The sequence below is a fragment of the Flavivirga rizhaonensis genome, assembly GCF_004791695.1.
GTDB lineage: Bacteria > Bacteroidota > Bacteroidia > Flavobacteriales > Flavobacteriaceae > Flavivirga > Flavivirga rizhaonensis.
In genome coordinates this window covers 46,253-72,240 of sequence record NZ_SRSO01000024.1, presented here as the reverse complement: position 1 = coordinate 72,240, position 25,988 = coordinate 46,253, and the positions used below count along the sequence as shown (strand labels likewise).

Here is a 25,988-nt window from a genome sequence, read left to right as displayed (position 1 = left end):
AAAAATTAAAAGATGAAGACAATAAAGTTTTTAAATCTAGCAATGATTGCTCTACTTGCAATTTCATGTAACAAGAGTGGTGTTACAAATTTACCTTTAAAAACACAAATAGACTCAGTAAGTTATGCTATCGGGTTAAGTAATGGGTATCAAGTAAGATCAGGTTTTGAGGAGGTTAATATAGATCTTTTTGTTCAAGGGCTTAAAAATGGGGCTGACTCAACAAATATTTTAATAGAACAAGATAAAATTAATGTTACTATTCAAACTTATTTCCAAAAAAAGCAACAAGAAGAGATGAAAAAGCAGCAAGAAGAAGCGCTTAAAAAAGCTGAAGAGCAATTTGGAGATAATAAAATAGAAAGCGAAAAGTTTTTAGCTGAAAATATATCTAAAGATGGTGTTGAAACCACAGATAGTGGTTTACAATATATTGTTTTAAAAGAAGGAAGTGGAGAAACCCCACAAGCAACATCAAAAGTTAAAGTGCATTATCATGGAACCAGAATTGATGGAACTGTATTTGATAGTTCTGTAGATAGAGGTAAACCATCAGAATTTGGAGTTAACCAAGTGATACCAGGATGGATAGAAGGTCTACAACTTATGAAAGTTGGTTCTAAATATAAATTTTTCATTCCACAAGATTTAGCATACGGAGCTTTTCCACGTCAGGGAGGTGTTATTAAACCGTTTGATGCTTTAATATTTGAAGTAGAACTAATAGAAATAGTTAAGTAATTTAAAATTATTTAATCGAAAAGAATTCTCCGAGGCTTTTGCCTAGGGCAAAAAACAGGAAGCATCTGCTTCCTGTTTTTTGTTTTATAAGTATTTAAGTATTGATAGTGTGATAAAATTCAAACATTGTAACTTTGCATGAGTAAAATAAAGAATATATGAGTCACAAAGCAGGTTTTGTAAATATTATTGGTAACCCTAATGTAGGTAAGTCTACATTGATGAATGCCTTTGTAGGAGAGAAGCTGTCTATTATAACATCTAAAGCGCAAACCACGCGTCATAGGATTTTAGGTATTGTAAATGGTGATGATTTTCAAGTATTATTTAGTGATACACCAGGAATTATAAAACCGGCTTACGAGTTACAGGAATCCATGATGGGATTTGTTAAATCTGCTTTTGAAGATGCCGATGTATTAATTTATATGGTAGAAATTGGTGAACAAGCACTCAAGGATGAAGCATTCTTTAAAAAAATCACAAGCTCAAAAATTCCTGTATTATTACTTTTAAATAAAATTGATACGTCAAATCAAGAACAATTAGAAACTCAAGTACAGCTTTGGGCAGAAAAAGTCCCTAATGCTGAGATTATACCAATTTCTGCACTTGAAGGCTTTCAGGTTAAAGAAGTATTTGATAGAATTATAGAATTACTTCCAAAATCCCCACCATTTTATCCAAAAGATCAATTAACAGATAAACCTGAGCGTTTTTTTATAAATGAAAGTATAAGAGAAAAAATTCTGCTTCATTATAAAAAAGAAATCCCTTATGCTGTTGAAGTTGATACTGAAGAATTTTTAGAGGAAGAAAACATTATAAGAATACGTTCTGTCATAATGGTAGAACGCGATACTCAAAAAGGGATAATTATTGGTCATAAAGGGAGTGCTTTAAAACGTGTAGGCGTAGAGGCTAGAAAAGATTTAGAAAAATTCTTTGGCAAGCAAATCCATTTAGAACTCTATGTTAAAGTAAATAAAAATTGGAGAAGCAATCAAAATCAACTGAAACGTTTTGGTTACAATCAATAGAAAATCCTAATACTTTCTTCTTAATAGGATAACATTAAATTTAAATACTATTATAATATTTGGGCTTTAATAAGAACTGAATAATGTGAGTTTCGACGTAAACTTTATTAAAAACATCTTATATAATCCAATGAAATATAGCTGTTTGTCATGTCGACGGAGCGAAGCATGAGCGACGAGACATCCCACCATGATGAGATTCCTCCTCGTTCCTCGTCCTTAAATACAAAACCTAGTAATGTTATAGTTAGTTGGTTAAGCACTTCAATTTTTAAGATTGAGGTGCTTTTTCAATTTCAATAACACGGTTCATAAAGTCATGTAATGCACGCATTTCGTTTTTACTAGAAGCTTTTCCAATACTTCCCGCAAAGTATAAAACAACCCAAATGATTACCATTAAAAGCATTAAACTAACTTGTATGGCATAACTTTTATCTAGAGACGAATTGGTATAAGCCCATATCCCAAAAGCTATAAATAAGCCAGCGACTATAAAATGAAAAAACATAAACATGGTCCAAACTGTAGGATTAGGCCCAAATAGTCCATGAAGTAAACTAGAATTATTGTCAATCTCATCAATTTCCAGATGGAGTTGAGGGGACCAGAAATGCTGTCTTTCTTTAGGGAATTTTATGAAGACATGATTGTCCAGTCGTGTAACAATAAAATCAGATTGCTTAGATTTTAGAACTTCAAAATCTTCTAAAATAGATTGGTTATTTCTACTAAGTTCTAGTTTAAAACGAGGTCTTAAAGCAATATCATTATCTATTGGCATGTCTTTAGTTTTTTAAGTACAGTAAATTACTATTTTTTTCTATAAAACATAAATAGTTTTAATCTTTATAAAAACACTTTGAGTAGACTATATTTCCTATTTTTGCAAAATATTTCAAAAGAGGAATATAAATAAATCAGCCTTAGGCTGTTGTATATCATTTTATAGATTATGAGCAATATAGTAGCTATAGTAGGAAGACCAAATGTAGGGAAATCAACTTTTTTTAATCGTTTAATTCAACGAAGAGAAGCTATAGTTGATGCAGTGAGTGGTGTTACAAGAGACCGTCATTATGGTAAAAGTGATTGGAATGGAAAAGAGTTTTCTCTCATAGATACTGGTGGTTATGTATTGGGAAGTGATGATGTTTTTGAAGCTGAAATTGATAAACAAGTTGAGTTAGCCATTGATGAGGCAGATGCTATTATTTTTATGGTAGATGTTGAAAATGGCGTTACAGGTATGGACGAAGACGTCGCTAATTTACTTAGAAAAGTAAGTAAGCCAGTATTTTTAGTCGTTAATAAAGTTGATAATGCCAAACGATCTGAAGATGCAGTAGAGTTTTATTCGTTAGGATTAGGGGAGTATTATAACATTGCTAGTATAAATGGAAGTGGTACAGGTGATTTGTTAGATGCTTTAGTTGAAGCCTTGCCAGAAAAAGAAGAAGTCGTAGAAGAAGAGTTACCACGTTTTGCGGTGGTGGGGCGTCCTAATGCTGGAAAATCATCATTTATTAATGCGTTGATAGGTGAAGACAGGTACATCGTAACGGATATTGCAGGTACAACTAGAGATTCTATTGATACAAAATATAACCGTTTTGGTTTTGAGTTCAACTTAGTTGACACAGCGGGAATACGTAGAAAAGCCAAAGTAAAAGAAGATTTAGAGTTTTACTCGGTAATGCGTAGTGTTAGAGCTATTGAGCATGCCGATGTGTGTCTTTTAGTATTAGACGCAACACGAGGATTTGATGGTCAGGTTCAAAATATATTTTGGTTAGCAGAACGTAACAGGAAAGGCATTGTTATTTTGGTTAACAAATGGGATTTGGTAGAGAAAGACCATAAATCAATGAAAGCATATGAAAAGGCTATCAGAAAACAAATAGAGCCTTTTATAGATGTGCCAATTATATTTATTTCAGTATTATCTAAACAACGTATTTTCAAAGCGATAGAAACGGCTGTTGAAGTTTATAAAAACCGTTCTAAAAAAATAAAGACAAGTCAGCTTAATGATGTTTTACTTCCGATTATAGAAAGCTACCCACCACCAGCTTATAAGGCGAAATTTGTAAAGATTAAATACATCATGCAATTGCCAACGCCGCAACCACAGTTTGCTTTTTTCTGTAATTTACCGCAATATGTAAAAGATCCTTATAAACGTTTCTTAGAAAATAAACTTCGCGAACATTTTGATTTTACCGGGGTTCCTATTAGTGTATACATGAGAAAAAAATAGTATTTATAGGTTTTTATATTAAGCTTTAACCTCAAAGTAGTGCTATGCAAAAGTTTAGCTTACTCCCTTACTGGTACACCAAATAATAAAAATAATATACTTTTTAGTTCGTTGCCAACAAGTTTGCGTAGTAAGTGATACGCTTTTGTAAGTTGCACTTCTACGGTTTTTACAGAAACATTCATATATTCCGCAATTTCAATATTGGTAAGCCCTTCTTTTTTGCTCAATAAGAATGTTTCTTTGCATCTTTTAGGCAATTGTTTAATACCTTTCTTTACAATTTTAATTTTACGTTCTAATGATTCAGTGTTATCATTATCAACAGTTTCATCAAGAGCTTCTATGTAAGTTTGTTCCAATTTTGAAATAGCTTTCTTTTTATTATAATGATTGATAAATTCATGATACGTAGTCTTGTATAAAAAATTTTTAATAGAATGAAAGGTATTAATACGTTTTCTGTATTTCCAAATAGTTAAAAATACATTTTGAACGATATCTTGGGCATCGGCTGAATCTTTAGTAAGGCTTAAAGCATAAATAAAAAGGGGTTTATTGTATGTGGTTACTAAATATACATAGGCTTCTTCTCTTCCTTTTGTAAGATATTCTATAAATGCTTTGTTATCTTTATGTGAAATAGACATTAATTAATTGTGTTAATAATATTGTAAATATTATAAAAAATAAAATTAAAAAAAAGTTTACAAAACGTAGGGGTAATTAAATTCTGCTTTGTAATTAATATACAATCACTTTAAAAGAATGACTTCAGAAATTGAAAATATAATAGTTAAATACATATCGAATTCAGCAACATCTAAAGACTTAGATATACTTTCTGATTGGATTGAAACTCCAGAAAACAGGCTGTTATTTAAGGACTATGTAAGTATACACTATGCCATTAACTATAATATGAACAACCCGGAAACAGACAAAATAATTGAGCAATTGTTAGCTACAATAAGAAAAGAAAAATCACTTTTTTATAAGCTAAAAACTCAAAGTATATACAAGTATGCAGCAGCAGTTATATTATTAGGGATGCTTACAACAGTATATTTCTTAAAAAATAACACAACGTATTCAGATAGTCACAACACTGAATCTATCATAGTAAATAATACCATATCAACAGGAACAAACAAGGCTATTTTGATTTTAGAAGATGGTACAGATGTTTTATTAGAAAATAACTCTAGTTATCAAACTCAAAATTTGGTTAGTAATGGCAAAGAAATAACCTATAATAGCCTAAAAGATAAAAATGCCGGTGAGATTGTTTACAATTATTTAGTGATTCCAAGAGGAGGAGAGTTTTTTGTGCAATTATCAGATGGAACAAAGGTCTGGCTAAATTCAGATTCCAAAATTAAATATCCTGTGCAATTTATTGCAGGAGCTCTTCGACATGTAGAATTGCTATATGGTGAAGCCTATTTTGATGTGTCTTCAAGCAAAAATCATGAAGGATCGGCATTTAAGGTTTTAACAAAAAGTCAAGAAATTGAAGTTCTGGGAACAGAATTTAACATAAAGGCTTATAAAAATGATGACTTTATTGCTACAACACTTGTTGAAGGTCAAGTAGCTATTAATAAAGATGGTTTTAATGCTATTTTAGAACCAGGTCAACAGTCAGTTGTAACGCAAAATAACCAAGGTATTACAATTAACACCGTCGATATTGCAAATGAAATAGCTTGGAAAAATGGATTTTTTAGTTTTGATAAAGCCTCTCTTAACGATATGCTAGAAACACTTTCTAGATGGTATGACTTAGAAGTGGTTTATGAAAACGATTCAAAAAGAAATCTTGTATTTTCTGGGGTTTTAAAAAGAACGAGTAATGTAGAGGAGTTACTCATTAATATTGAAAAAACAGGTAGAGTTGTTTTTGAAGTGGAAAATAAAACAGTTGTTATAAAATAAAAAGGGAAAAAACTAGCACCGACCAAAGTAAAAGTTTAATCCCTAATACTTAGAATTAATTAAAATAAATACTAACTAATCCAATCGTAAATTTATGAAATTTAACTTAAAAAAAGCTACTTTCTTTTTAGATAAGTGGCTACTCAAAACAATTATGAGGACATTTGTTTTCTTGTTTTGTACCATCGTGTTTAGTTTAAATCCTAAAACAGGGTTTTCACAAAATGAAAAAATAACCATTGATGTGGATAAAACAATCTCTCTAGAAGAAGTTTTTAAACTCATTAACGCGCAAACTGATTATCTGTTTGTTTATGACGTAGAGATGGTTAAAGATGCTCCATCTATAGCATTAAAAAGAGGTAAGATTAAATCAAACTTACTTTTAAAAAGAGCCTTAAATCCCATTGGTTGTACTTATGAGTTTGCTAACAATACAGTAGTTGTTAAACGAAAAGACACTAGAGTATTAGACGCCTATCAGAAAAATACCTTTACGGTTACAGGTACAGTATCTGATGCGTTAGGAAACCCTATTGCTGGGGCAAGTGTTTATGTTTCCTCTGATTCTAATTCCTCTGATTCTGATTTTTTGATTAGAGGCACGCAGACAGATTTTGATGGTAGGTTTAAAATCGAAGTTTCTAAAGGGCTTATCCTACATGCTTCTTTTATTGGTTTTGAAGAGTTTTCTCAAAAAATAACAAGTGAGCAGCAAAAAGAATATAATATTACACTTAAAGAAAACATAAATAAGCTAGATGAGGTTGTATTAACCGGTTATACATCAACCAATCAAGAGCAATCCACCGCAGCCTCTTCAAAAATCACAAAAAAGGATATTAACAGACAAAAAGCGATAAACTTAATAGATAGACTAGAAGGTTTGTCTCCAGGACTAAACCTAAATTCAGTGACTAATGGAGGTGGGCAACGCCAATTTGAATTGGTATTAAGAGGAATCAGTACTTTTGATATTGCTGATAGTCGAAGTGGTCAAATTCAAAGCCAAAATTCACTAAATAGACAGCCATTAATTGTTTTAGATGGATTTCCTTATGAAGGACCATTAAACGATATAGATCCACAAACCATAGAAACTATTGATGTGCTTAGAGATGCAGCAGCAACAACGTTATGGGGTATTAGAGCTTCTAATGGAGTATTGGTTATAACTACCAAAAGAGGCTTTAAATATGCCGTAAAGCCTACTATTACATTTTCATCTAATATAACTATCGGTACAAAACAAGATTTAAGTGGTTTAGGACTTGCAAATGCAGAAGAAACTATTAAGATTTATAATAATGAATATGAATTGAATTCATTTTTTAATACAGCTACCAATGTATTTTCATCTCCTAATCCTTTTAATAGAAATAGGACATTTGCATTGTTAGATCCTTTTGAACAGATTTGGGCAGATTTTTACAACCCAAATGGTGGTATATCTGAGGCAGAACGTGATGCTAGACTTGCACAATTGGGTGAAAGAAATGTATTAGATGATTTTGAAAAATACTTATTAAGTCCAGGGTTTATTCGTGAGAACTCTTTAAGTATAAGAGGTGGCTCTACCGACGCTTCATATAGTTTCACAGCAACACATGTAGACGAAGATAGACCAGATTTAGGTGATGAATTTCGAAGGTTAAATTTAAGTCTAACTACAGATATAAAATTGAATAGAAAAGTAAGTGTTGTAATTGATGCGTCCATTACTAATTCGGAAACGAATGATAATGGTATAGGTGTGGCATCTCTACTTAGTTCTGGTGGTAGTTCAATAAAAATTTATGACCAGTTGGTAGATAGTAGCGGAAACACTATAAACACTAGAAATCTCTATCCACAATTTCAAGATGAATTTATAGCACTTGGTTTCGATGATCCTTCATATAACCCCGTACTAGATCAAAGTATTCGAGATAATGAGACTAAAAGTTTCAATCTAAGATTAGCAGCAGGGATTAATTATAAAGTTACTGATTGGTTGACTGCAGACTTAAAGTACCAATACAATAGTGTAACAGATAAGATAAACAATAATAAAGATGTTAGTCTATTTGAAACAAGAATAAACAATAATAATTATGTATTGAGTGCAATTGAGAATGGTAACAATACGGTAACCAGAGCTCTTCCTTATGGAGGTACTTTAGAAAACTCAGTAACTAATAATATTAATAGTATTATAAGAGGATCTCTTAAGTTTCATAAAACTTTTGCTGAAAAACATAGCGTAGCAGCATTAGCTGGTATGGAGGTTTCAGAAAACACATTTGATCTTTCAAGACGTACTTATTATGGATATAATGATAGAACAGGACTTTCGGCTATATCGTCTGATCTTGTGTTTGGTCCAACTGATTTTTATTATTTACGACCTTTTTCAACGATAAGTAATAACAATGCTTTTCAACCAGAAGTGAAAAGTAGAGCCATTTCTTCTTTTGGTAATGTATCCTATAGTTATGATAGCAAATATAATATCAGCTTATCGGGTAAAATTGATCAAACAACAGCATTTGGTATCAATAAAAGACTAAGTAAGCCTTTATTGTGGGCAGCTGGTGGTTCATGGAATATTACCAATGAGCAATTTTTTAAGGTAAATTGGGTGAATAATTTAAAATTGAGAGGATCTTATGGTGTAAATGGTAATTTACGACGAGGTTTGTCTACGGCAGTGATTATCGCATTTAGAAATAATAACTTTATAAATAATCAAAATTATGCAAACATTTCTAGTTCTGGAAACCCTAACCTTACTTTTGAAGAAACCATCACAAAAAATATAGGACTGGATTTTGGTTTGTTTGATAGTAGAATACAAGGAACATTAGATGTTTATGACCGATTATCCGAAAATTTATTAAGCCCTTTTAATATCAACCCTACTTTTGGACAATCGGGAGCTATATTTAGGAATGAAGGTTCTATATCAAACAAAGGTGTAGAGTTAAGTTTAAACTTAGATATTTTAAGAGATACTCCGTTAAAATGGAATGCCAATTTTAATATATCATATAATAAAAACAAGGTATTATCATTCGTATCCAATGATGAAGGAAATCCCACCGATTTAATTGAAGACGTAGGAAGATTTGGTACGCAGCAAATTATAGGTGAAGATATCAGTGCCGAGTATCGATACCAATGGGCAGGCTTAGACGACCAAGGTAACCCTCAAGTATTAAATGAAAATGGTGATGTTATTGGGTATCAAGAAGATTACCCATCAATAGATGCCTTGGTAAAGACCAAACCATTTATAGCACCTGGCTTTGGAGGGTTTCGAAACACATTTGAGTATAAAAACTTCTCACTATCATTCTTGGCTTCATTTAAATTCGGACATGTATTTCAAGAATCATTGTTACAAAAGTATCCAAATAAAACTGGTATATTTCATAAAGACGTAGCGAATGCTTGGGAAGCACCAGGTGATGAGTTAACAACCAATATACCAGCATTACCAAGAGATTTTGATGAAAGAGGCTTTAAGAGAGAAGAATTCTTCACACTCTCTAATTACAATATCCAAGATGCTGCTTTTGTACGTTTAAGAGACATTACTCTAGGGTACTCTTTAAATAGTGATGTTATAAAAAGAGTTGGTTTAAATGCAGTCAACTTTACGCTACAGGCTAGAAATCTGGGGCTAATTTGGAAAGCTAATGATGTAGATGTGGATCCAGAGTCTATACCGTTTTCAACATCAGAATTTTCAGATACAGATGATTTTCAAGGTGCATTTAGACCAGGAATTCAGATTCCTGTGACTGTAGTGCTAGGTGTAAATTTAAATTTTTAAAAAGATGAAAAAAATAATATATATAATTTTAGGAATCCTATTATTGAATCTGCAAGCTTGCGATGACTATGTAGATATAGAACCAAGAGGAAATGCTATTGCAACCAGTTTAGAAGACGTTGATCTTTTATTAAGTGATGCCCAAAGATTGTCCCTTATACAAAACAATACGATCCCAAGTTTAATAAGCGATAATATAGAAATTGGAGAGGATAAATTGTTGTTATCAGAGAGTGAACGTGACGAAGTTTTTATAGCTAATATCTACAATTTAAGGCCTGTATTTTATACACCTAATATTCCGGACAATTTATGGAACTCATATTATATGACTATAGGTACTGCAAATCATATCTTAGAGGTGTTAGAAAATCTCGATACCACAAATCCTCTAAAAGAGCAATACATAGGAGAGGCCAAAGTACATAGGGCTTATAGTTATTTTCAATTGGTTAATATTTATGGACCTCATTATGGCTTACCAGAGGCCGACCAGCCAGGTTCTGGAGTTCCCATTTTAAAGGTGTTTTCAGATGATAGTGTACCTATAAATAGAAGTTCTGTTAACGAGGTATATAATCTTATTTTACAAGATTTAAATGATGCCATCACTTTTTTGCCAGAGGCTATTACTACAAGAGATAGGCCTTCTAAAGGCAGTGCTTATGGTTTATTAGCAGATGTACAGTTGCACATGGGTAATTATGCTGATGCACTTTTAAATGTTGATGAAGCTTTAAGCCTTAATAATACACTATTGGATTATAATACTGATTTGGGACCTTTTAATAGTCTTCCGTTTACTATCGAAAATTCTGAGAGTTTACTGTACAAAGGCGCTAGTTCTGTAGTATCTATTTTTGATAACAATACCTTTCAAGATATAACATTTTCAGATTATTCTGATGAATTAGTTGCAATGAGCGATACTGATAATGATTTAAGGTTTCTTTTAGTGAGGCAAGATGCCACCACAGGGAAATATTTTGTTCCAGCCTTTTCCTTTTATGAAATGGGAGTTGCTGTGCCTAAGCTGTTCTTAATTAAGGCGGAATGTTTGGCAAGAACTGGTAATGCCAGTGAGGCTATGGAGGTTGTTAACGAATTTCGTTCTAAACGTTTTGATGCACTTTTTGTAGCAAATGGAAGTCATATATTGACTGCTGCAAACGATGCCGAAGCTATCGCACACATTATAGACGAAAGAAGACGAGAATTTCATGTAACCGGCGAACGTTTTTTTGATATAAAACGCTTAAATGCTATTGAAAATGCAGGAATATCATTAACTAGAGGAAGTGTAACCTTTACGCCTAATAGTATTAATTGGGCAGTGCCTCTAAGTGAAAATGTGATTCAAACCAGTAATGGGCAAATTTCCCAAAACCCTAGGGAATAGTTGTAATATCATTTAGCTGAAAAAAAGAGGCTGTCTAAAAAGTGTCATTCTGAATGGAATGAAGAATCTCTTTAAAATATATGACTCTGATTATGAGTGAAATAAGATTCTTCGCGTTGCTCTGAATGACAAGATTAACCACTTTTCAGACAGTCTCTAAATCTTAAATTTTTTATTCACCAATTATCCATTAAAAAAATCTTATGAAGATAATACGTATTCTAGTTTTGATAGTTGTAATATTTATAACATCATGCAAACCAAATATACCGGCTGAGAAAGTAGATTATGCTATACTATCTGGTAAAACAATCGATTATGAAGGTGACTTACTGTTGTTCAAAGATTACGTATTGGGTCCTTTGAAAATTGAAGATGATGGTAGTTTTAAAGACACCATTAAGTTGGAAAGACCAGTTGAGTATAAATTAGCGAACTCTAATGGTACGACTGGTATTTATTTGTATCCAGGAGCCAATTTACATGTAGAAATTAGTAATCAAGACTTATTGAGTGCAATCAAATATTCTGGCAACACTGCTAAAGAATCAAATTACCTATTACATAAATATACTATTGTTAATAAATACAGCAAAGAAAATAAGACGAGTGTCGAACCCCAAAAAACGTATACTGCTATAGAGAATTTATACCAAGCTTTAGTTACTAAACTAGAAGAATTTAATCTGCCAAAAGCATTTAAAATAGCAGAAAGAAGACGACTAAATTATATGCGACTTAATGAGTTTAATAGTTATAAAAATAGGCAATTAGATGATAACAAAAGTTTTCAGTTGCCAAAAAAATACCAAGATGAAATAATTAATCTTGATATAAATAACGAAGAAGATTTTCATTATACATCTCGTTACAGACAATTAGTTTTAACTCAAATTTCTAATAAAGCTAAAGAGGCTAAGAAAAAAGATAGTGTAACAGATTTGTATAATATAAAATTAAAACTTATTAAAGCGATTTCTAATAAATACATTAAGGATGAAGTGGCATATAAAATGACAATGAACGCCATGTTAGGTTCTTCTATAAGCGCCGATAAATTGAATGTAATAAAGAACGATTTTCTTTCTATAGCAACAAATGAGGATAAAAAAAATCAAATTATAGAAATTTATAACGAAACTGTCACTACAGCGTCAGGGCAACCCTCTCCAAAATTTGAGAACTATGAAAACTATAAAGAAGGAACAACTTCTTTAGATGACTTAAAAGGGAAATATGTATATATAGATATATGGGCAACTTGGTGTCTGCCTTGTATTCAAGAAATACCAGCTCTAAAAAAAATAGAAGAACAATACCATGATAAAAATATTGAATTTGTAAGTATTTCAGTAGATAGTAAAAAGGATTTTGAAAAATGGAAAAAATTTGTAAAAGATAAAGCACTTACAGGTATCCAACTGTTCGCAGATAAGAGTTTAAGTGCTGATTTTATGAAAAGCTATAATGTTGGGGGTATCCCTAGATTTATACTAATTGGAACAGAAGGTGAGATCATTAGCTCCAATGCACCAAGACCTTCTGATAAAAAATTTATAACGCTATTAAATAGTTTAGATATTTAAACTCGTATTGATATGCTATTGAGAAAATTAATAAAAATAATCTTAGTCACTATTCCCGTATTTTTCTTTTTGACTTTAATGAGTTGCAAGTCAGATAATAAAATAAAAGAAGATAATACGTTTTCTATAAAAGGAACTATTAATAGGTATGATTTTAAAAATATTGAAGTTGAATTACATCAAGCAATTGATGAAAGAGGCAGGCCTGAAAAAACGCAAACTACACAAATGAGAAATGGTGAATTTGTATTTGAAGGAAAGATAGAGCACCCAGCATTTGCTTCAATAATTTTTTATGAAGGAGATACTATAAAATATACTTTTAACTTTTTTAACGAGGCAAAAAATATAAATCTTAGTGTAGAGCTACCTTTAGACTTTAAACCAGTACGTTTACCTGCTTTTAATAATTTAGACTATAATGCGGCTGGTTCTCCAAAAACTTCAGAATATAAAGAGTATCTTAAACTCTACAGAGACTTTTTTGAAAACAGTAAAACATTGCAGAAAAAGCTACAAGTAGCAGATAATGATTATTATGATGCGTTGTTTAGTAAAGAACCTGATTCTGCTTTGATAAAGCAAAAGAAATTTAAAAATGATAGTTTAAAAGCAGTTTGGTTAAGCCTTGAAAAAGAATTCAAAAAGCAATATGCACTAAAAAATAAAGAGTCGGTTATAAGTCTTCATGTACTTTTAAATGAATATGGTCCAAAACTATTTGATGGATCTTTTGAAGTGCCCGAGATTAACAACATTTTGGAAGAGTTAAAAAGCTTAAAAGAAGTTCCTTTATATAAATCAACACGGGCAAGGTATACATCTATTGTCGGTTTGAAAATAGGAGATAAAGCGCCTGACTTCTCTCTAGAAAACCCAAGTGGAGAAATAATCTCTTTATCAGGCTTTAAAGGCAAATATGTACTTATTGATTTTTGGGCCTATTACTGTGGTCCTTGTATTGCTAAAATACCAAAGTTAAAGAAAACGTATGCTAAATATAAAGATCAAGGCCTGGAAATTATAGGCATACATGGAGATAAGAATGCCAAGAAATGGTTAGGAGTCATTAAAAAACATCAACAAACGTGGCCTCAAGTTATAGATAAAAATGCTTTTAAAGAGAATTCCGCAGTCATAAAATATGGAGTGCAAGGCTTTCCTGCTGTATTCATGGTCGATCCAGAAGGTAATCTTATAGAAAAAAATATTGCCAACGACGATTTAGAAAATATTTTGATCAAAATATTTAAAAACTAAAAATCAACAGAAGAGATTATTATAGATTATGTATCTACTGACAAACTTTTAGCTTTAGATGGTATGTTTATAATTGCGATTTCATTAGTACCACAATAACCAAAGTCTCCAGAAAATCCTCGGCGGTAATTACCACATTCCATTACTTAAAATAACGTGAGTTCGACATGTTAAAAACGGATAGTCAGTCGTTTAAATATTTTAATAAAGAAACTATGTCATTCCGAATGCTACGGAGAGTAAAATATATTTTACTTGAACGTATATAGCGTAGCTATAGAGGAGGAATCCCATCCTTATGAGATTTCTCGAAAGTTTATCTTGAGTACTTCGACTACGCTCAGCATAAACTAAAGTCGAAAGGCTTATATTTCGCTCTGTCGAAATGGCAAACACTTAAAAATCATTGACTTAATATTATTTTTTATAAAAAAATTAAATCGAGTTTGTTAAAATAATAGCTTCTAAAAGATCACTTCTATTACCTCTATTGTCACCACCGCGTCTATTTTTGCCTAATTTTACAAATCAAGAGTTATAAATAAATCAACCTTTTACAGATTTGTCAATCATATTATTTCGGCTTTATACCAAACCAGATATTTTTAAAGGTCATAGAAACAGCTGTTGGGGTTTTATCATAAAACTTAAATGTTTTACAATTTAATTAAGAATCTTTATATGATTTATGTTTTACATTCGTTATAACAAGAGCTATTAATAATCAAATCAATCCATTGACAATAACCATGAAAAAAAGCATCGTCATCACTTTCCTATTAGGATTCGTATGCATTAACACATTTGCACAAAAAGTAATTGAAAATCCGGAATACGGATTTAATTCTCTTCCTGGAACCATCACAAAAGTAGAATTGTTAGATACAACAACAGTATTGCATTTTCATCTTAAAATGCACCCTGGTGGCCGTTTCTTTATTCCTAAGCAATCTTACATACAAGATTTAAAGGGAGGAGATAAGTTATTTATAACCAAAGCTAGGGGAACGAAACTAGGAAAATGGAATGCAGTTCCAGAATCTGGTGAAAACATTTACAGTCTGTATTTTCCAAAATTAGATAAGAACATTAAAACAATTGATTTTGGCGAAGCTAATGAAGGTGGAGATTGGAAAGTTTATGATATAGTAATTAATGAAGACGAAGATGTTTTAAGGTTACCAAAAGTACTTAGAGGAAATTGGATGTTAACAGACGGAAGCAATCAATGGCATTACGGTTTTTATTCGAAAAGAGCCGTTATAGACAAGCATATTTGGAATTATAAGTCTATAGAAGCGAAAGGGAAAAAGTACACAATAGTTTTAGAAAATGGAAGTACTATAAAAACAGTGTATGCCAAACTTCTTAAAAATGATAAAGTAGAATTTGGTGAGAATCGAAAAAAATTACAAAGTTATAGTTTAAAGAAAGTAAATAATCCTAATTACAAATTAGTTAATAATGTTGAATATACAGAACCTATATTTAATTTAGATTCAACAACATATTCTGGATTTATAAAAGGTTTTACAACTAGGGCAGAGCAAAAAACAGGGACTATGCATGTTAATAATGCCTTTTCTGGGCATCAAGACACCTATTTAATTAAAATTGCTGATGATGGTAGCTTTTCTGTAAAGTTTCCAATTACTCATCCGCAGTCTACATTTGTACGTATGCCAAATGGCGCTTATTCAGTTTTTGTAGAACCAAGTAAGGAAACGTTTCATTGTATAGATGGAAAAGAATCATTTTTCATGGGAGATTGTGCTCAAGTAAATTCAGATTTACAAGCTTTGGAGTTTATAAGGTATTTTAATCACCAAAAAACAAGGAAAAACATAGGTCTCACTTCCCCCAAAGATTATAAAAAAGTATGTTTGGATGTAAGAGATAAAGAGTTAAAAGCTCTAAAAGAATATGCTAGTAGTCATTTTGTAAGTGCGAAAGCATTTCAAATTAAGAACATACAAATAGAATTAACAGCCTACCAAAATGCTTTAGGTTATGGAATGTTTAGAAGAAGCTTAAAGAGTCAAAATGAAAAGGCGAAATCAGTCGAAAATAAAAAACCTTTTAAAGATTTTAAGGTTCATGAAGACTATTATGATTTTATCCCAAAAGATATTATAAACAATAGATTAGCACTACTATCCAACGGCTATTATTTTTTCGTAAACAGATTAATATATGCTGACCTTTTTAAAGTAAACCAATCTTCCAGGGCAACTTTAGTAGAATTTGCAGATTGGTTACAAAAAAATAATAAAGAGCTTACAGTAGAAGAATTAGAGATGGTAGAAATGAGTAAACAAATAGAAACACCTGAAATAATTAAGAAAGAACAGCTTTTTAGAAAAGCTTATGGCAAAGTTGAACAAGCGTTTTATAAAAAGAACCAAGATAATACTAAGGCTTATGGTGACTATTTAAAAGAAAATGATTTAAAGCCTAAGCATAGTCATTTTCTTTTAAATATGGCTGAGTACTTAAAAGAAAAAGGAGAAATACTATCTGATGAAGAAATGAAAATGATAGAAGCCGTTAAAATCATGAAAACTAAAGAGGAATATGAAAAAGAACGTGTTTTTAATGAAACGTATGGAAAAGTGAAAGTACAGTTTTATAATAAGTATGGAAAGAGCTATTCAGATATGAGTAGCGATAAATACTATTCTGATAGGGATAATAATATTAAAGCTTTTTTTGGTAAATCTGATGCGTTCCTATATGATGTAATAAGGTTTCAAAGAGCAAGCAAAAGATTGGAAGATTATAATGTGTATACAGATGATGAGTTAACACAGGTTCAAAGCGAAATAAAAAATCCCTTTTTGGCAAACTATCTAGCTGTGACTAATGAGCAAACAAAAATCAATATTGAAAAAAACAAAACAAAAGGAGGGTATAATGTTAATCAAGTCAATAAAACAGAAGGAGATGAGCTGTTTGATACAATGCTTAAAAAGTTTAAAGGGAAAGTTGTGTATGTAGATTTTTGGGCAACATGGTGCGCACCTTGTAAATCTGGTATAAAAAGAATTGCACCACTTAAAGAAACTATGAAAAATGATGATGTCGTTTTTTTATATATCACAAACCAAACATCTCCAGAAGGTACATGGAAAAATGCTATTGCAAATATTAAAGGAGAGCATTACAGAGTATCAGCAGATGAATGGAATTACTTAACTGAGAAATTTAATATTTCAGGAATCCCCCATTATGTATTGGTAAATAAGCAAGGTAAAGTTGTAAACCCTAAAATGGGGCATAACCCGAATGCTAAACTCAAAACAATTTTTAAAGCTGAAATACAGAAATAACTTAGACGGTTATTGAACAAAGAAGTCTCAATCATTTATAGGTTGAGACTTTTTTATTGGCACAGAGTAAACTTACCAACTACCCCCTGCGCCTCCACCAGAGAAACCGCCGCCGCCGAAGCCTCCACCAAAACCACCGCCACCGAAACTTCCACCTCCTGAGCTTCCGCCCCAACCGCTAGATGAACCCCGATTATAATTACCACGCCCCATATTACTAAGTATGATAGCCTCTAGAATATCACTGCCTCTAGATCTATTGCCTCTATTTCCACCACCACCGCCACGTCTATTTTTGGAAATAGAAATAAGTATGATGATAAAAATAAATATAAGAATGAAAATAAATCCAATAGGGAATCCATTATCTGATGATTTTTTGCGAGTCCCTTTATATTCTCCGTTTAAAACTTGAAAGATAGCATCAGCTCCTTTGTTTAATCCGCTATGATAATCGCCACGTTTAAATTCTGGAATGATAACATTTCTTATAATTTCTCCTGTAATCCCTGCTGTTAGCTTATGTTCAACACCATAGCCTGGAGAAATCCAGATTTTTCGATCATCTTTAGCTAATAAAACAAATACACCATTATCTTCTTTAGCTTGTCCAACGCCCCATTTATGGCCCCATCTTGGAGCTAATAGCCCAATATTTTCTCCATGGGTTGAAGCTATAATTGCGATAACAATTTGTGTTGAGGTCGTATCTGAATATTTTATGAGTTTTTGTTCTAGACTTTTATTTTGAGAAGGCGTGAGTAAATTAATATAGTCATAAACACTTGTTTGCTCTTTAGGAATGTCTGGAATATTGTATTGAGCAAAAGAAAAGCTAAACGATATAAGTGTGATTATTATAGAGAGAATATAAGCTTTCTTTTTTGTTATTGACCGAAGATTGAAGATTGAAAATTGCATGCTTAAACCTACCCTTTAGAAATTTCATTAGATAATTCATCAACATCTCCGTGCTTCCAAGGAAAATAAGTTTCTAACTGTTCACCTGCTTTTAAAATACCTTCGGAGATCCCTTTTTCAAAACTGCCATTTTTAAAATGTGATTGCATAAGGTTTTTTGTGCTATCCCAAAAATTATCAGGAACAACATCATTAATACCTTTGTCTCCATATATAACAAAGGTCTTATCTTCAACAGCAACATAAATTAAAACACCGTTTTGCTCTTTAGTATTATCCATTTTTAGATAATGAAATACTTCCATAGCACGATTAAAAATATCTCCATTTGATGTTTTTTCAATATGAACCCTGATTTCTCCGGAAGTATTTTGTTCGGCCATTCTAATGGCTTCTACGATTTCCTGTTCTTCTTTTTTAGTAAGGAAATCTTCTATCTTGGACATGTACTTTTAATTAAAATCAAATTCTACGTTAACAGGTTTATCAGCCCCTACTTCGGCATCGAAATATGGTTTTTCATCAAAATTTAATATACCGGCAAGTATTGAATTTGGGAAGCTGTTTACATGCACATTATAAGGCTTTATTTTTTCGTTGTATCGTGTTCTTGCAGTTTGAATGGTATTTTCCGTACTGGTTAACTCATCCTGCAATTTTAAGAAATTTTGATTCGCTTTTAATTCGGGGTAACGTTCTACAGTTACCAACAAACTTTTTAAAGCACCACTTAAACCTCCTTGAACTTGGTTGTATTTTGCTAGTTGTTCCGGTGTGACATTAGAAGGGTCTATATTTATAGAAGTCGCCTTAGCACGTGCTTCAATAACAGCAGTTAATGTGCTTTTTTCAAAATCTGCAGCACCTTTCACAGTATTTACTAAATTGCCGATAAGGTCATTTCTACGCTGATAAGATGTCTGAACATTTCCCCACGCCTCTTTTACATTTTCATTAAGGTTTACAGCAGTATTGTTAAATCCTTTTCCCCAAGAATATAGACCAATTACAAGAATTCCTATAATGATCCATGGTAAAAATTTCTTCATAATAAATTAATTTAATATAATTTGTTAATGGTTACTTATGAGACACTTAATTTTTAAAAATGTTACATGATTAAATACATTTTTTAATTCTAGCTGTCAATTCTTAAAGGTGTTGTTTTATTTTAATAAGTTGATTTTTAACATCTTCAAGTTTGCTTATAATTTCAAAATTAGTAAGTGTGTCTTTTTTGCTTTCTTTTAAGTGAATTTTAGCACCTTCAAGAGTAAATCCACGCTCTTTAACCAAGTGATAAATAAGTTTAAGATTTTTTATGTCTTCAGGAGTGAATTTACGATTGCCTTTAGCATTCTTTTTAGGCTTAAGAGCATCAAATTCTTTTTCCCAAAAACGTATTAAAGATGCATTAACATTGAATGCTTTGGCGACTTCACCAATACCATAATATCTTTTTTCAGGTAAATCTATATACATTAATCCAGAGATTGATTTTCTAAAGAGGCATGCTCTAATAGCTTGTTAAATTCTTCGGCTGTCAAACTACCGTAGTAGAAGTTTATGGGGTTAATACGCTCACCATCTTTAAAAATCTCATAGTGTAAGTGAGGTGCTTCAGAACGTCCTGTACTACCTACAAAACCAATAATGTCACCACGTTTAACTTTTTGATTTTTTCTCACATTATATTTATACAAATGGGCGTACAAACTAATATATCCGAAACCGTGATCGATTCGTATATGTTTTCCGTAACCACTTGACCCTGAATCTGCACGAACAACTTTTCCATCACCGCTAGCATAAACAGGCGTGCCTCTTGGTGCAGTAAAATCCATACCCCAGTGCATTTTTCTAGCTTTAGTAAAAGGGTCGGATCGCATACCGTAGCCAGAAGCCATTCTTGTTAAGTCCTCATTACTAACAGGTTGTATTGCAGGTATCGCTACCAAAATCTTTTCTTTTTCTTCTGCTAGAACAGCAATTTCATCAAGGGATTTAGATTGCACTACAATTTGTTTTTGTAATATATCTATGCGTTTGTTACTTTCTATAATTAATTTAGAATTGTCGAAACCTTCTAGGTTTTTATATCTGTTAATTCCCCCAAACCCTGCTTTACGTTGTGCTTCAGGTATGGGATTGGCTTCAAAGTACACCCGATAAATATTATTATCTCTATCTTCTATATTTGCTAAAACAGTTTCAGCTTCAGACATTTTTTTATTAATCAATTCAAATTGCAGCTGCATATTATGTAGCTCCCTTTTCATAGCTTTTTCTTTAGGGGATTCAAGATATTGGCTTGCTATAAAAACAAAGATAAAAGCAAAGAAAGCACAGCCTAATAAGAAAAAGGAAGCATACTTAAAAGTGGTTCTTTTTTTTCGCTCTATTTTTCGGTAAGAAAGCGATTCTGAATCGTAATAATATTTTACCTTACTCATTTCTTAAATTATACTATTTTTGCAACTAAATTGAGGTCATAGTAATTACTGCATTTAATATGCAAACGAGCAAACCTACAAAAAAATTATCATAATCATTTACGATTATTTCCATTGTATGTTTACGATATCTTAAATTTAAATAAATAGAAAGTAAATATAAAAATTGTTTTTTATTAAAAGTAACTTAATAGAAACAAGATTTTTAATTAAGAATACATGAAGTCACAAGATATACGGTCAAAGTTTTTAAATTTTTTTGAAGAGAAGAAACATAGTATAGTACCATCTGCACCTATGGTTTTAAAGGATGATCCAACCTTAATGTTTGTAAATTCAGGAATGGCACCTTTTAAAGAGTATTTTTTAGGAAATGCACAACCAAAGAATAACCGTATTTCTGATTCTCAAAAATGTTTACGTGTTTCAGGAAAACATAACGATTTAGAAGAAGTTGGTTATGATACCTACCACCATACACTTTTTGAAATGCTTGGTAACTGGAGTTTTGGAGACTACTTTAAAAAAGAAGCTATAGCTTGGGCTTGGGAGCTATTAACAGAAGTTTATGGTATTGATGAAGAGATACTATATGTGACTGTTTTTGAAGGAAGTGATGATGCAGATAATCTTCCAATGGACACAGAGGCTTATGATTTCTGGAAACAATACATTACAGAAGACCGTATCTTAAAAGGAAATAAAAAGGATAATTTCTGGGAAATGGGAGAACAAGGACCTTGCGGGCCTTGTAGTGAAATACATGTTGATATTCGTTCTGCTGAAGAAAAAGCAAAAGTTTCAGGAAAAGATTTAATAAATAAAGACCATCCACAAGTTGTAGAAATTTGGAATTTGGTTTTCATGCAATATAACAGAAAAGCAAATGGTAGTTTAGAGAATCTGCCCGATAAGCATATAGATACGGGCATGGGTTTTGAGCGTTTGTGTATGGTATTACAAGGCGTGCAATCTAATTATGATACAGATGTATTTACACCTTTAATTAGAGAAATAGAAACGATTACTAAAAAGAAGTATGGTAAGCTGGAAGAAGTAGATGTAGCTATTCGTGTTATAGCAGACCATGTTAGAGCTGTGGCATTTTCTATAGCAGACGGACAACTACCTAGTAATAACGGAGCAGGTTATGTTATTCGTAGAATTTTGCGACGAGCAGTGCGCTATGGATTTACATTCCTTGGGAAAAAAGAAGCATTCATTTACAGGCTAGTTGATATTTTGAGTAAGAAAATGGGTGAGGCTTTTCCTGAATTGAAGGCTCAAAAACAACTTATTGAAAATGTTATTAAAGAAGAGGAACAATCATTTTTAAGAACCCTAGATCAGGGATTGGTATTACTAAACAGAATTGTTGAAGAAACGAAAGGGGATACGATATCAGGAGAAAAAGCTTTCGAGTTATATGATACTTATGGCTTTCCAATAGATTTAACAGCGCTTATTTTAGGTGAAAAAAAATTAAAACTTGATGAAAAAGGGTTTGATGCTGAACTTCAAAAGCAAAAGAATCGCTCACGTGCCGCTAGTGAAATGTCAACGGATGATTGGACCGTTTTATTTGATGATGAAGAGGAAGAGTTTGTGGGGTATGATACACTAGAAGCCCATGTTAAATTAACCCGATATAGAAAAGTGGTTTCTAAAAAAGACGGGGAAATGTATCAATTGGTATTTAATATCACTCCATTCTACCCAGAAGGAGGCGGGCAAGTTGGAGATAAAGGGTATCTAGAAGATGCGCATGGTGATGTTATCTATATTTTAGATACTAAGAAAGAAAACAATGTCATTATTCATTTTGCTAAAAATTTACCAAAGCATATCGAAGAAACGTTTAAGGCAGTTGTAGACTCAAAGCAACGTTACAGAACAGAATGTAACCATACTGCGACACATTTATTGCATCAAGCCTTAAGAGAAGTTTTAGGGATACATGTGGAACAAAAAGGAAGTGCAGTACACTCAAAGTATTTACGTTTTGATTTTTCTCATTTTTCAAAACTAACTATTGAAGAATTGCGTGATGTTGAAAACTTTGTGAACGCTAGAATATCGGGAAAACTACCTTTAATAGAAAAACGAAATATCCCTAAAGAAGAGGCGATTGCAGATGGCGCTATAAGTTTATTTGGTGAGAAGTATGGAGATACAGTTCGGGCTATTCGCTTTGGTCAATCTATTGAGCTTTGTGGCGGAACACACGTAAAAAATACAGCAGATATTTGGCATTTTAAAATAATATCTGAAGGGGCAGTAGCAGCAGGAATCCGCCGTATTGAAGCAATCACCAATGATGCTGTTAAAGATTTCTATTTTGAAAATAATCGGGCTTATTTTGAAATGAAAGATTTGCTTAATAATGCAAAAGAGCCTGTAAAAGCGTTACAAAACTTACAAGAAGAAAATACGAATCTTAAAAAGCAAATAGAATCGCTCTTAAAAGATAAGGCTAAAAGTATAAAAGGAGCATTAAAAAGTGAATTACAAGAGATTAATGGTATTCAGTTTTTAGCAAAGAAAATAGATTTAGATGCAGGTGGAATAAAAGATGTTGCTTTTGAATTAGGAAGTCAGTTTGATAATTTATTCCTGTTATTTGGAACTGAGCAAAATGGAAAGGCCTTATTATCTTGTTATATTTCAAAAGAATTGGTAGCAAGTAGAGCATTAAATGCGGGGCAAGTCGTTAGAGAACTTGGGAAATATATTCAAGGCGGTGGTGGTGGACAACCATTTTTCGCAACAGCAGGCGGTAAGAATCCAGATGGGATTGATGAGGCTTTAAAAGAAGCTAAAAAGTATGTGAGTTAATCTTGCAAAGGCGCGAAGACGCGAAGTTTAGGGGTTTTTATAGTAATTGGGTTGTACTTGATTATGTGATTTCTCCTTTCGTCGAAATGGCTCGGAATACAAATAGAATCTCGTTGTCATGTCGAAATAAGGCACGATTGAGACATCACATAGTCATTAATAAAGGCTAAGGATTATTTGAGCTAATCTCGCAAAGGCGCGAAGACGCAAAGTTTAGGGGTTTTTATAGTAATTGGATTGTACTTGATTATGTGATTTCTCCTTTTGTCGAAATGGCTCGGAATACAAATAGAATCTCGTTGTCATGTCGAAATGAGGCACGATTGAGACATCACATAGTCATTAATAAAGGCTAAGGATTATTTGAGCTAATCTCGCAAAGGCGCGAAGACGCGAAGTTTAGGGGTTTTTATAGTAATTGGGTTGTACTTGATTATGTGATTTCTCCTTTCGTCGAAATGGCTCGGAATACAAATAGAATCTCATTGTCATGTCGAAATGAGGCACGATTGAGACATCACATAGTCATTAATAAAGGCTAAAGATTATTTGAACTAACCTTGCAAAGACGCATAGTTTTATGGAGAAAAAAGAACAGCTTTTTGAGAATTATTTAGCAACAAAAATAGTTGATTGCTGTTATCATATCCATGTTAATTTAGGTCCAGGTTTACTGGAGTCTGTTTATGAAGAAGTTTTGTTTTCTGAATTAACTGAAAAAGGTTTTAAAGTGGAGCGTCAAAAGCAATTACCGGTTATTTGGAAAAATAAAAAACTGGATTTAGGATTTAGAACCGATTTAATTGTTGAAAATAAAGTAATTATTGAGATAAAATCGGTACAGGAAATTCATCCAGTTCACCCGAAGCAATTATTAACATATCTAAAATTATCAGGCTTAAAACTTGGATTACTAATTAATTTTAATAGCCCTTTAATAAAGACAGGAATAACCAGAATAGTTAATGGTTTATAATAGGGCAAACTTTGCGTCTTTGTGCCTTTACGATAATATACAATGAAACTACAAACCAAAATACCATTAGAAAAACAGTCTAAAAACCTAATAGACTATAGTTCTAATATGCTATTAATAGGTTCATGCTTTGTAGAGAATATAGGAGAGAAGTTAGATTATTTTAAATTTAAAAATACTCAAAACCCTTTTGGCATTTTATTTCATCCCAAAGCCATTGAAAATTTAATATCTGATGTGATAAATAAAAAGACATATTCAGAAAAAGATGTTTTTTTTCATAATGAACAATGGCATTGTTTTGATGCACATTCAAAATTTAGTAATACCTCCAAAGAAGCTGTGTTACATGATTTAAATGAAAACATCAAATCAGCAAATAAACAAATTCAAGAATCAACTCATGTAGTTATCACTTTAGGAACTGCTTGGATATATCGTTCTACACATACTAAAGAGATTGTCGCAAATTGCCATAAAGTTCCTCAAAAAGAGTTTACAAAAGAATTACTTACAGTTGATGAAGTTTCTACGTTAATAGAAACCATAGTGAGTTTGATTAGGGGTGTAAATTCAAAAGTAGAAATTATTTTTACAGTATCTCCTGTACGTCATATAAAAGACGGCTTTATTGAAAATACCCAAAGCAAAGCACATTTAATAAGTGGCATACATCAGTTCTTAAATCAAAAACCATCAACCGTTAATCATCAATCATTTTATTTTCCTTCCTATGAAATTATGATGGACGAACTTCGAGATTATCGCTTTTATAAAGAAGACATGATTCATCCCAATACAACAGCTATTAATTATATTTGGAATCGTTTTCAAGAGGTTTGGATGTCTTCAAAAGCAAATAACACCATGGAAAAAATTCATGTTATTCAAAAAGGATTACAGCACAAACCATTTAATCCAAACTCTGAAGCACATAAAAATTTTCTTCAAAATATAGAAGCTAAGAAAACGCAACTTAAAACTCAATTCCCACACATACTATTTTAAAAATATATCTTAATATAAAACAGGTTTTAAAGAAAAAATAATTTGCATTCTTAATTATAAAAGCAAAATATAGAGTCGAGATTTTTTCAATAAGACGAGTAAATAGTATTATACGGTTAATCTTTTTTAATAACGGTTTATCGAAAAATTATGAATTCTAAATCTAATAATTGTAGATTTAAAACGCTATTAATCAGTTCATATAAAAAACATCAATTGTAATCAGTAAAATGATTTGCGGTTGGTGTTTTTTTTAATGTTAGTTTAACTTTCTTTTAATACTGCTTCTACACAAGTTTATTATTTTTGACCCGTTAGTTTATATTACATAAAATGCATTGGTTAGACTTCTTATGTCGAAGGAAACTGATGTTTTTTTGTTTTATACCATACGAGAATTTCAAAATGATTGGTTATAATTTGAA

Annotated in this window: 19 protein-coding genes; 12 read left to right on the top strand and 7 right to left on the bottom strand. The window is 31.9% G+C overall.

The window, feature by feature from the left end:
- Positions 1-12: 12 nt before the first annotated feature.
- Together EM932_RS15830 and era are read left to right on the top strand one after the other, a co-directional pair.
- Entirely contained in the window at positions 13-741 is a 729-nt protein-coding gene (locus tag EM932_RS15830; RefSeq protein WP_135878178.1) for an FKBP-type peptidyl-prolyl cis-trans isomerase, read from the top strand.
- 158 nt (positions 742-899) lie between these two features.
- Positions 900-1,781 (top strand): GTPase Era, encoded by an 882-nt coding sequence (gene era / locus EM932_RS15825; RefSeq protein WP_135878177.1) that lies wholly within the window; start codon positions 900-902, stop codon positions 1,779-1,781.
- 271 nt (positions 1,782-2,052) lie between these two features.
- Here the strand turns inward: era and EM932_RS15820 are convergent, their stop codons facing one another.
- Positions 2,053-2,565, bottom strand: coding sequence for a GTP-binding protein (locus EM932_RS15820; protein WP_135878176.1), 513 nt, complete (start codon positions 2,563-2,565; stop codon positions 2,053-2,055).
- A gap of 171 nt (positions 2,566-2,736) precedes the next feature.
- On the opposite strand from EM932_RS15820, the gene der reads away from it, so the two are divergent.
- Entirely contained in the window at positions 2,737-4,041 is a 1,305-nt protein-coding gene (gene der, locus EM932_RS15815) for a ribosome biogenesis GTPase Der (RefSeq protein ID WP_135878175.1), read from the top strand.
- Between the two features lie 59 nt (positions 4,042-4,100).
- On the opposite strand, the gene EM932_RS15810 is transcribed toward der, so the two are convergent.
- Positions 4,101-4,691, bottom strand: coding sequence for an RNA polymerase sigma factor (locus tag EM932_RS15810; RefSeq protein WP_135878174.1), 591 nt, complete (start codon positions 4,689-4,691; stop codon positions 4,101-4,103).
- Positions 4,692-4,809: 118 nt separating this feature from the next.
- Between EM932_RS15810 and EM932_RS15805 the strand changes: the two genes are divergently transcribed.
- From EM932_RS15805 to EM932_RS15780, 6 genes are all read left to right on the top strand, one after another.
- Positions 4,810-5,979 (top strand): FecR family protein, encoded by a 1,170-nt coding sequence (locus tag EM932_RS15805; RefSeq protein ID WP_135878173.1) that lies wholly within the window; start codon positions 4,810-4,812, stop codon positions 5,977-5,979.
- A 154-nt stretch (positions 5,980-6,133) separates the two neighbouring features.
- Positions 6,134-9,796: a SusC/RagA family TonB-linked outer membrane protein gene (locus tag EM932_RS15800; RefSeq protein ID WP_211344300.1), complete on the top strand. Its 3,663-nt coding sequence runs from the start codon at positions 6,134-6,136 to the stop codon at positions 9,794-9,796.
- Positions 9,797-9,800: 4 nt separating this feature from the next.
- Positions 9,801-11,195 (top strand): RagB/SusD family nutrient uptake outer membrane protein, encoded by a 1,395-nt coding sequence (locus EM932_RS15795; RefSeq protein ID WP_135878171.1) that lies wholly within the window; start codon positions 9,801-9,803, stop codon positions 11,193-11,195.
- 203 nt (positions 11,196-11,398) lie between these two features.
- Positions 11,399-12,781, top strand: a complete 1,383-nt coding sequence (locus EM932_RS15790; RefSeq protein WP_135878170.1) for a TlpA family protein disulfide reductase — start codon at positions 11,399-11,401, stop codon at positions 12,779-12,781.
- Positions 12,782-12,859: 78 nt separating this feature from the next.
- On the top strand, positions 12,860-14,041 hold the full coding sequence (locus EM932_RS15785; protein WP_211344299.1) for a TlpA disulfide reductase family protein: 1,182 nt from the start codon (positions 12,860-12,862) through the stop codon (positions 14,039-14,041).
- A gap of 749 nt (positions 14,042-14,790) precedes the next feature.
- The gene (locus EM932_RS15780) at positions 14,791-17,370 is read left to right on the top strand and encodes a TlpA family protein disulfide reductase (RefSeq protein ID WP_135878168.1); all 2,580 of its coding nucleotides are present in this window, start codon (positions 14,791-14,793) and stop codon (positions 17,368-17,370) included.
- Positions 17,371-17,442: 72 nt separating this feature from the next.
- Here EM932_RS15780 and EM932_RS15775 read toward each other — a convergent pair whose 3' ends face one another.
- The 5 genes from EM932_RS15775 to EM932_RS15755 form a co-directional block, all read right to left on the bottom strand.
- The gene (locus EM932_RS15775; RefSeq protein ID WP_135878167.1) at positions 17,443-18,291 is read right to left on the bottom strand and encodes a TPM domain-containing protein; all 849 of its coding nucleotides are present in this window, start codon (positions 18,289-18,291) and stop codon (positions 17,443-17,445) included.
- Positions 18,292-18,299: 8 nt separating this feature from the next.
- On the bottom strand, positions 18,300-18,737 hold the full coding sequence (locus tag EM932_RS15770) for a TPM domain-containing protein (RefSeq protein WP_135878166.1): 438 nt from the start codon (positions 18,735-18,737) through the stop codon (positions 18,300-18,302).
- Positions 18,738-18,743: 6 nt separating this feature from the next.
- Complete coding sequence (locus tag EM932_RS15765; RefSeq protein ID WP_135878165.1) at positions 18,744-19,340, bottom strand: LemA family protein; 597 nt, start codon at positions 19,338-19,340, stop codon at positions 18,744-18,746.
- Between the two features lie 103 nt (positions 19,341-19,443).
- Positions 19,444-19,773: a MerR family transcriptional regulator gene (locus EM932_RS15760; RefSeq protein WP_135878164.1), complete on the bottom strand. Its 330-nt coding sequence runs from the start codon at positions 19,771-19,773 to the stop codon at positions 19,444-19,446.
- On the bottom strand, positions 19,773-20,744 hold the full coding sequence (locus EM932_RS15755) for a M23 family metallopeptidase (protein WP_135878163.1): 972 nt from the start codon (positions 20,742-20,744) through the stop codon (positions 19,773-19,775). The genes EM932_RS15760 and EM932_RS15755 overlap by 1 nt, the downstream gene beginning before the upstream one ends.
- A gap of 219 nt (positions 20,745-20,963) precedes the next feature.
- Here EM932_RS15755 and alaS point away from each other — a divergent pair, with 219 nt between their 5' ends.
- From alaS to EM932_RS15740, 3 genes are all read left to right on the top strand, one after another.
- Positions 20,964-23,579, top strand: coding sequence for an alanine--tRNA ligase (alaS, locus tag EM932_RS15750; RefSeq protein ID WP_135878162.1), 2,616 nt, complete (start codon positions 20,964-20,966; stop codon positions 23,577-23,579).
- A gap of 580 nt (positions 23,580-24,159) precedes the next feature.
- Positions 24,160-24,555 carry a GxxExxY protein gene (locus EM932_RS15745; RefSeq protein WP_135878161.1) on the top strand — a complete coding sequence of 132 codons (396 nt, stop codon included), beginning with the start codon at positions 24,160-24,162 and terminating at the stop codon, positions 24,553-24,555.
- A 42-nt stretch (positions 24,556-24,597) separates the two neighbouring features.
- Positions 24,598-25,563 carry a GSCFA domain-containing protein gene (locus EM932_RS15740; RefSeq protein ID WP_135878160.1) on the top strand — a complete coding sequence of 322 codons (966 nt, stop codon included), beginning with the start codon at positions 24,598-24,600 and terminating at the stop codon, positions 25,561-25,563.
- The last annotated feature ends 425 nt before the right edge of the window (positions 25,564-25,988 follow it).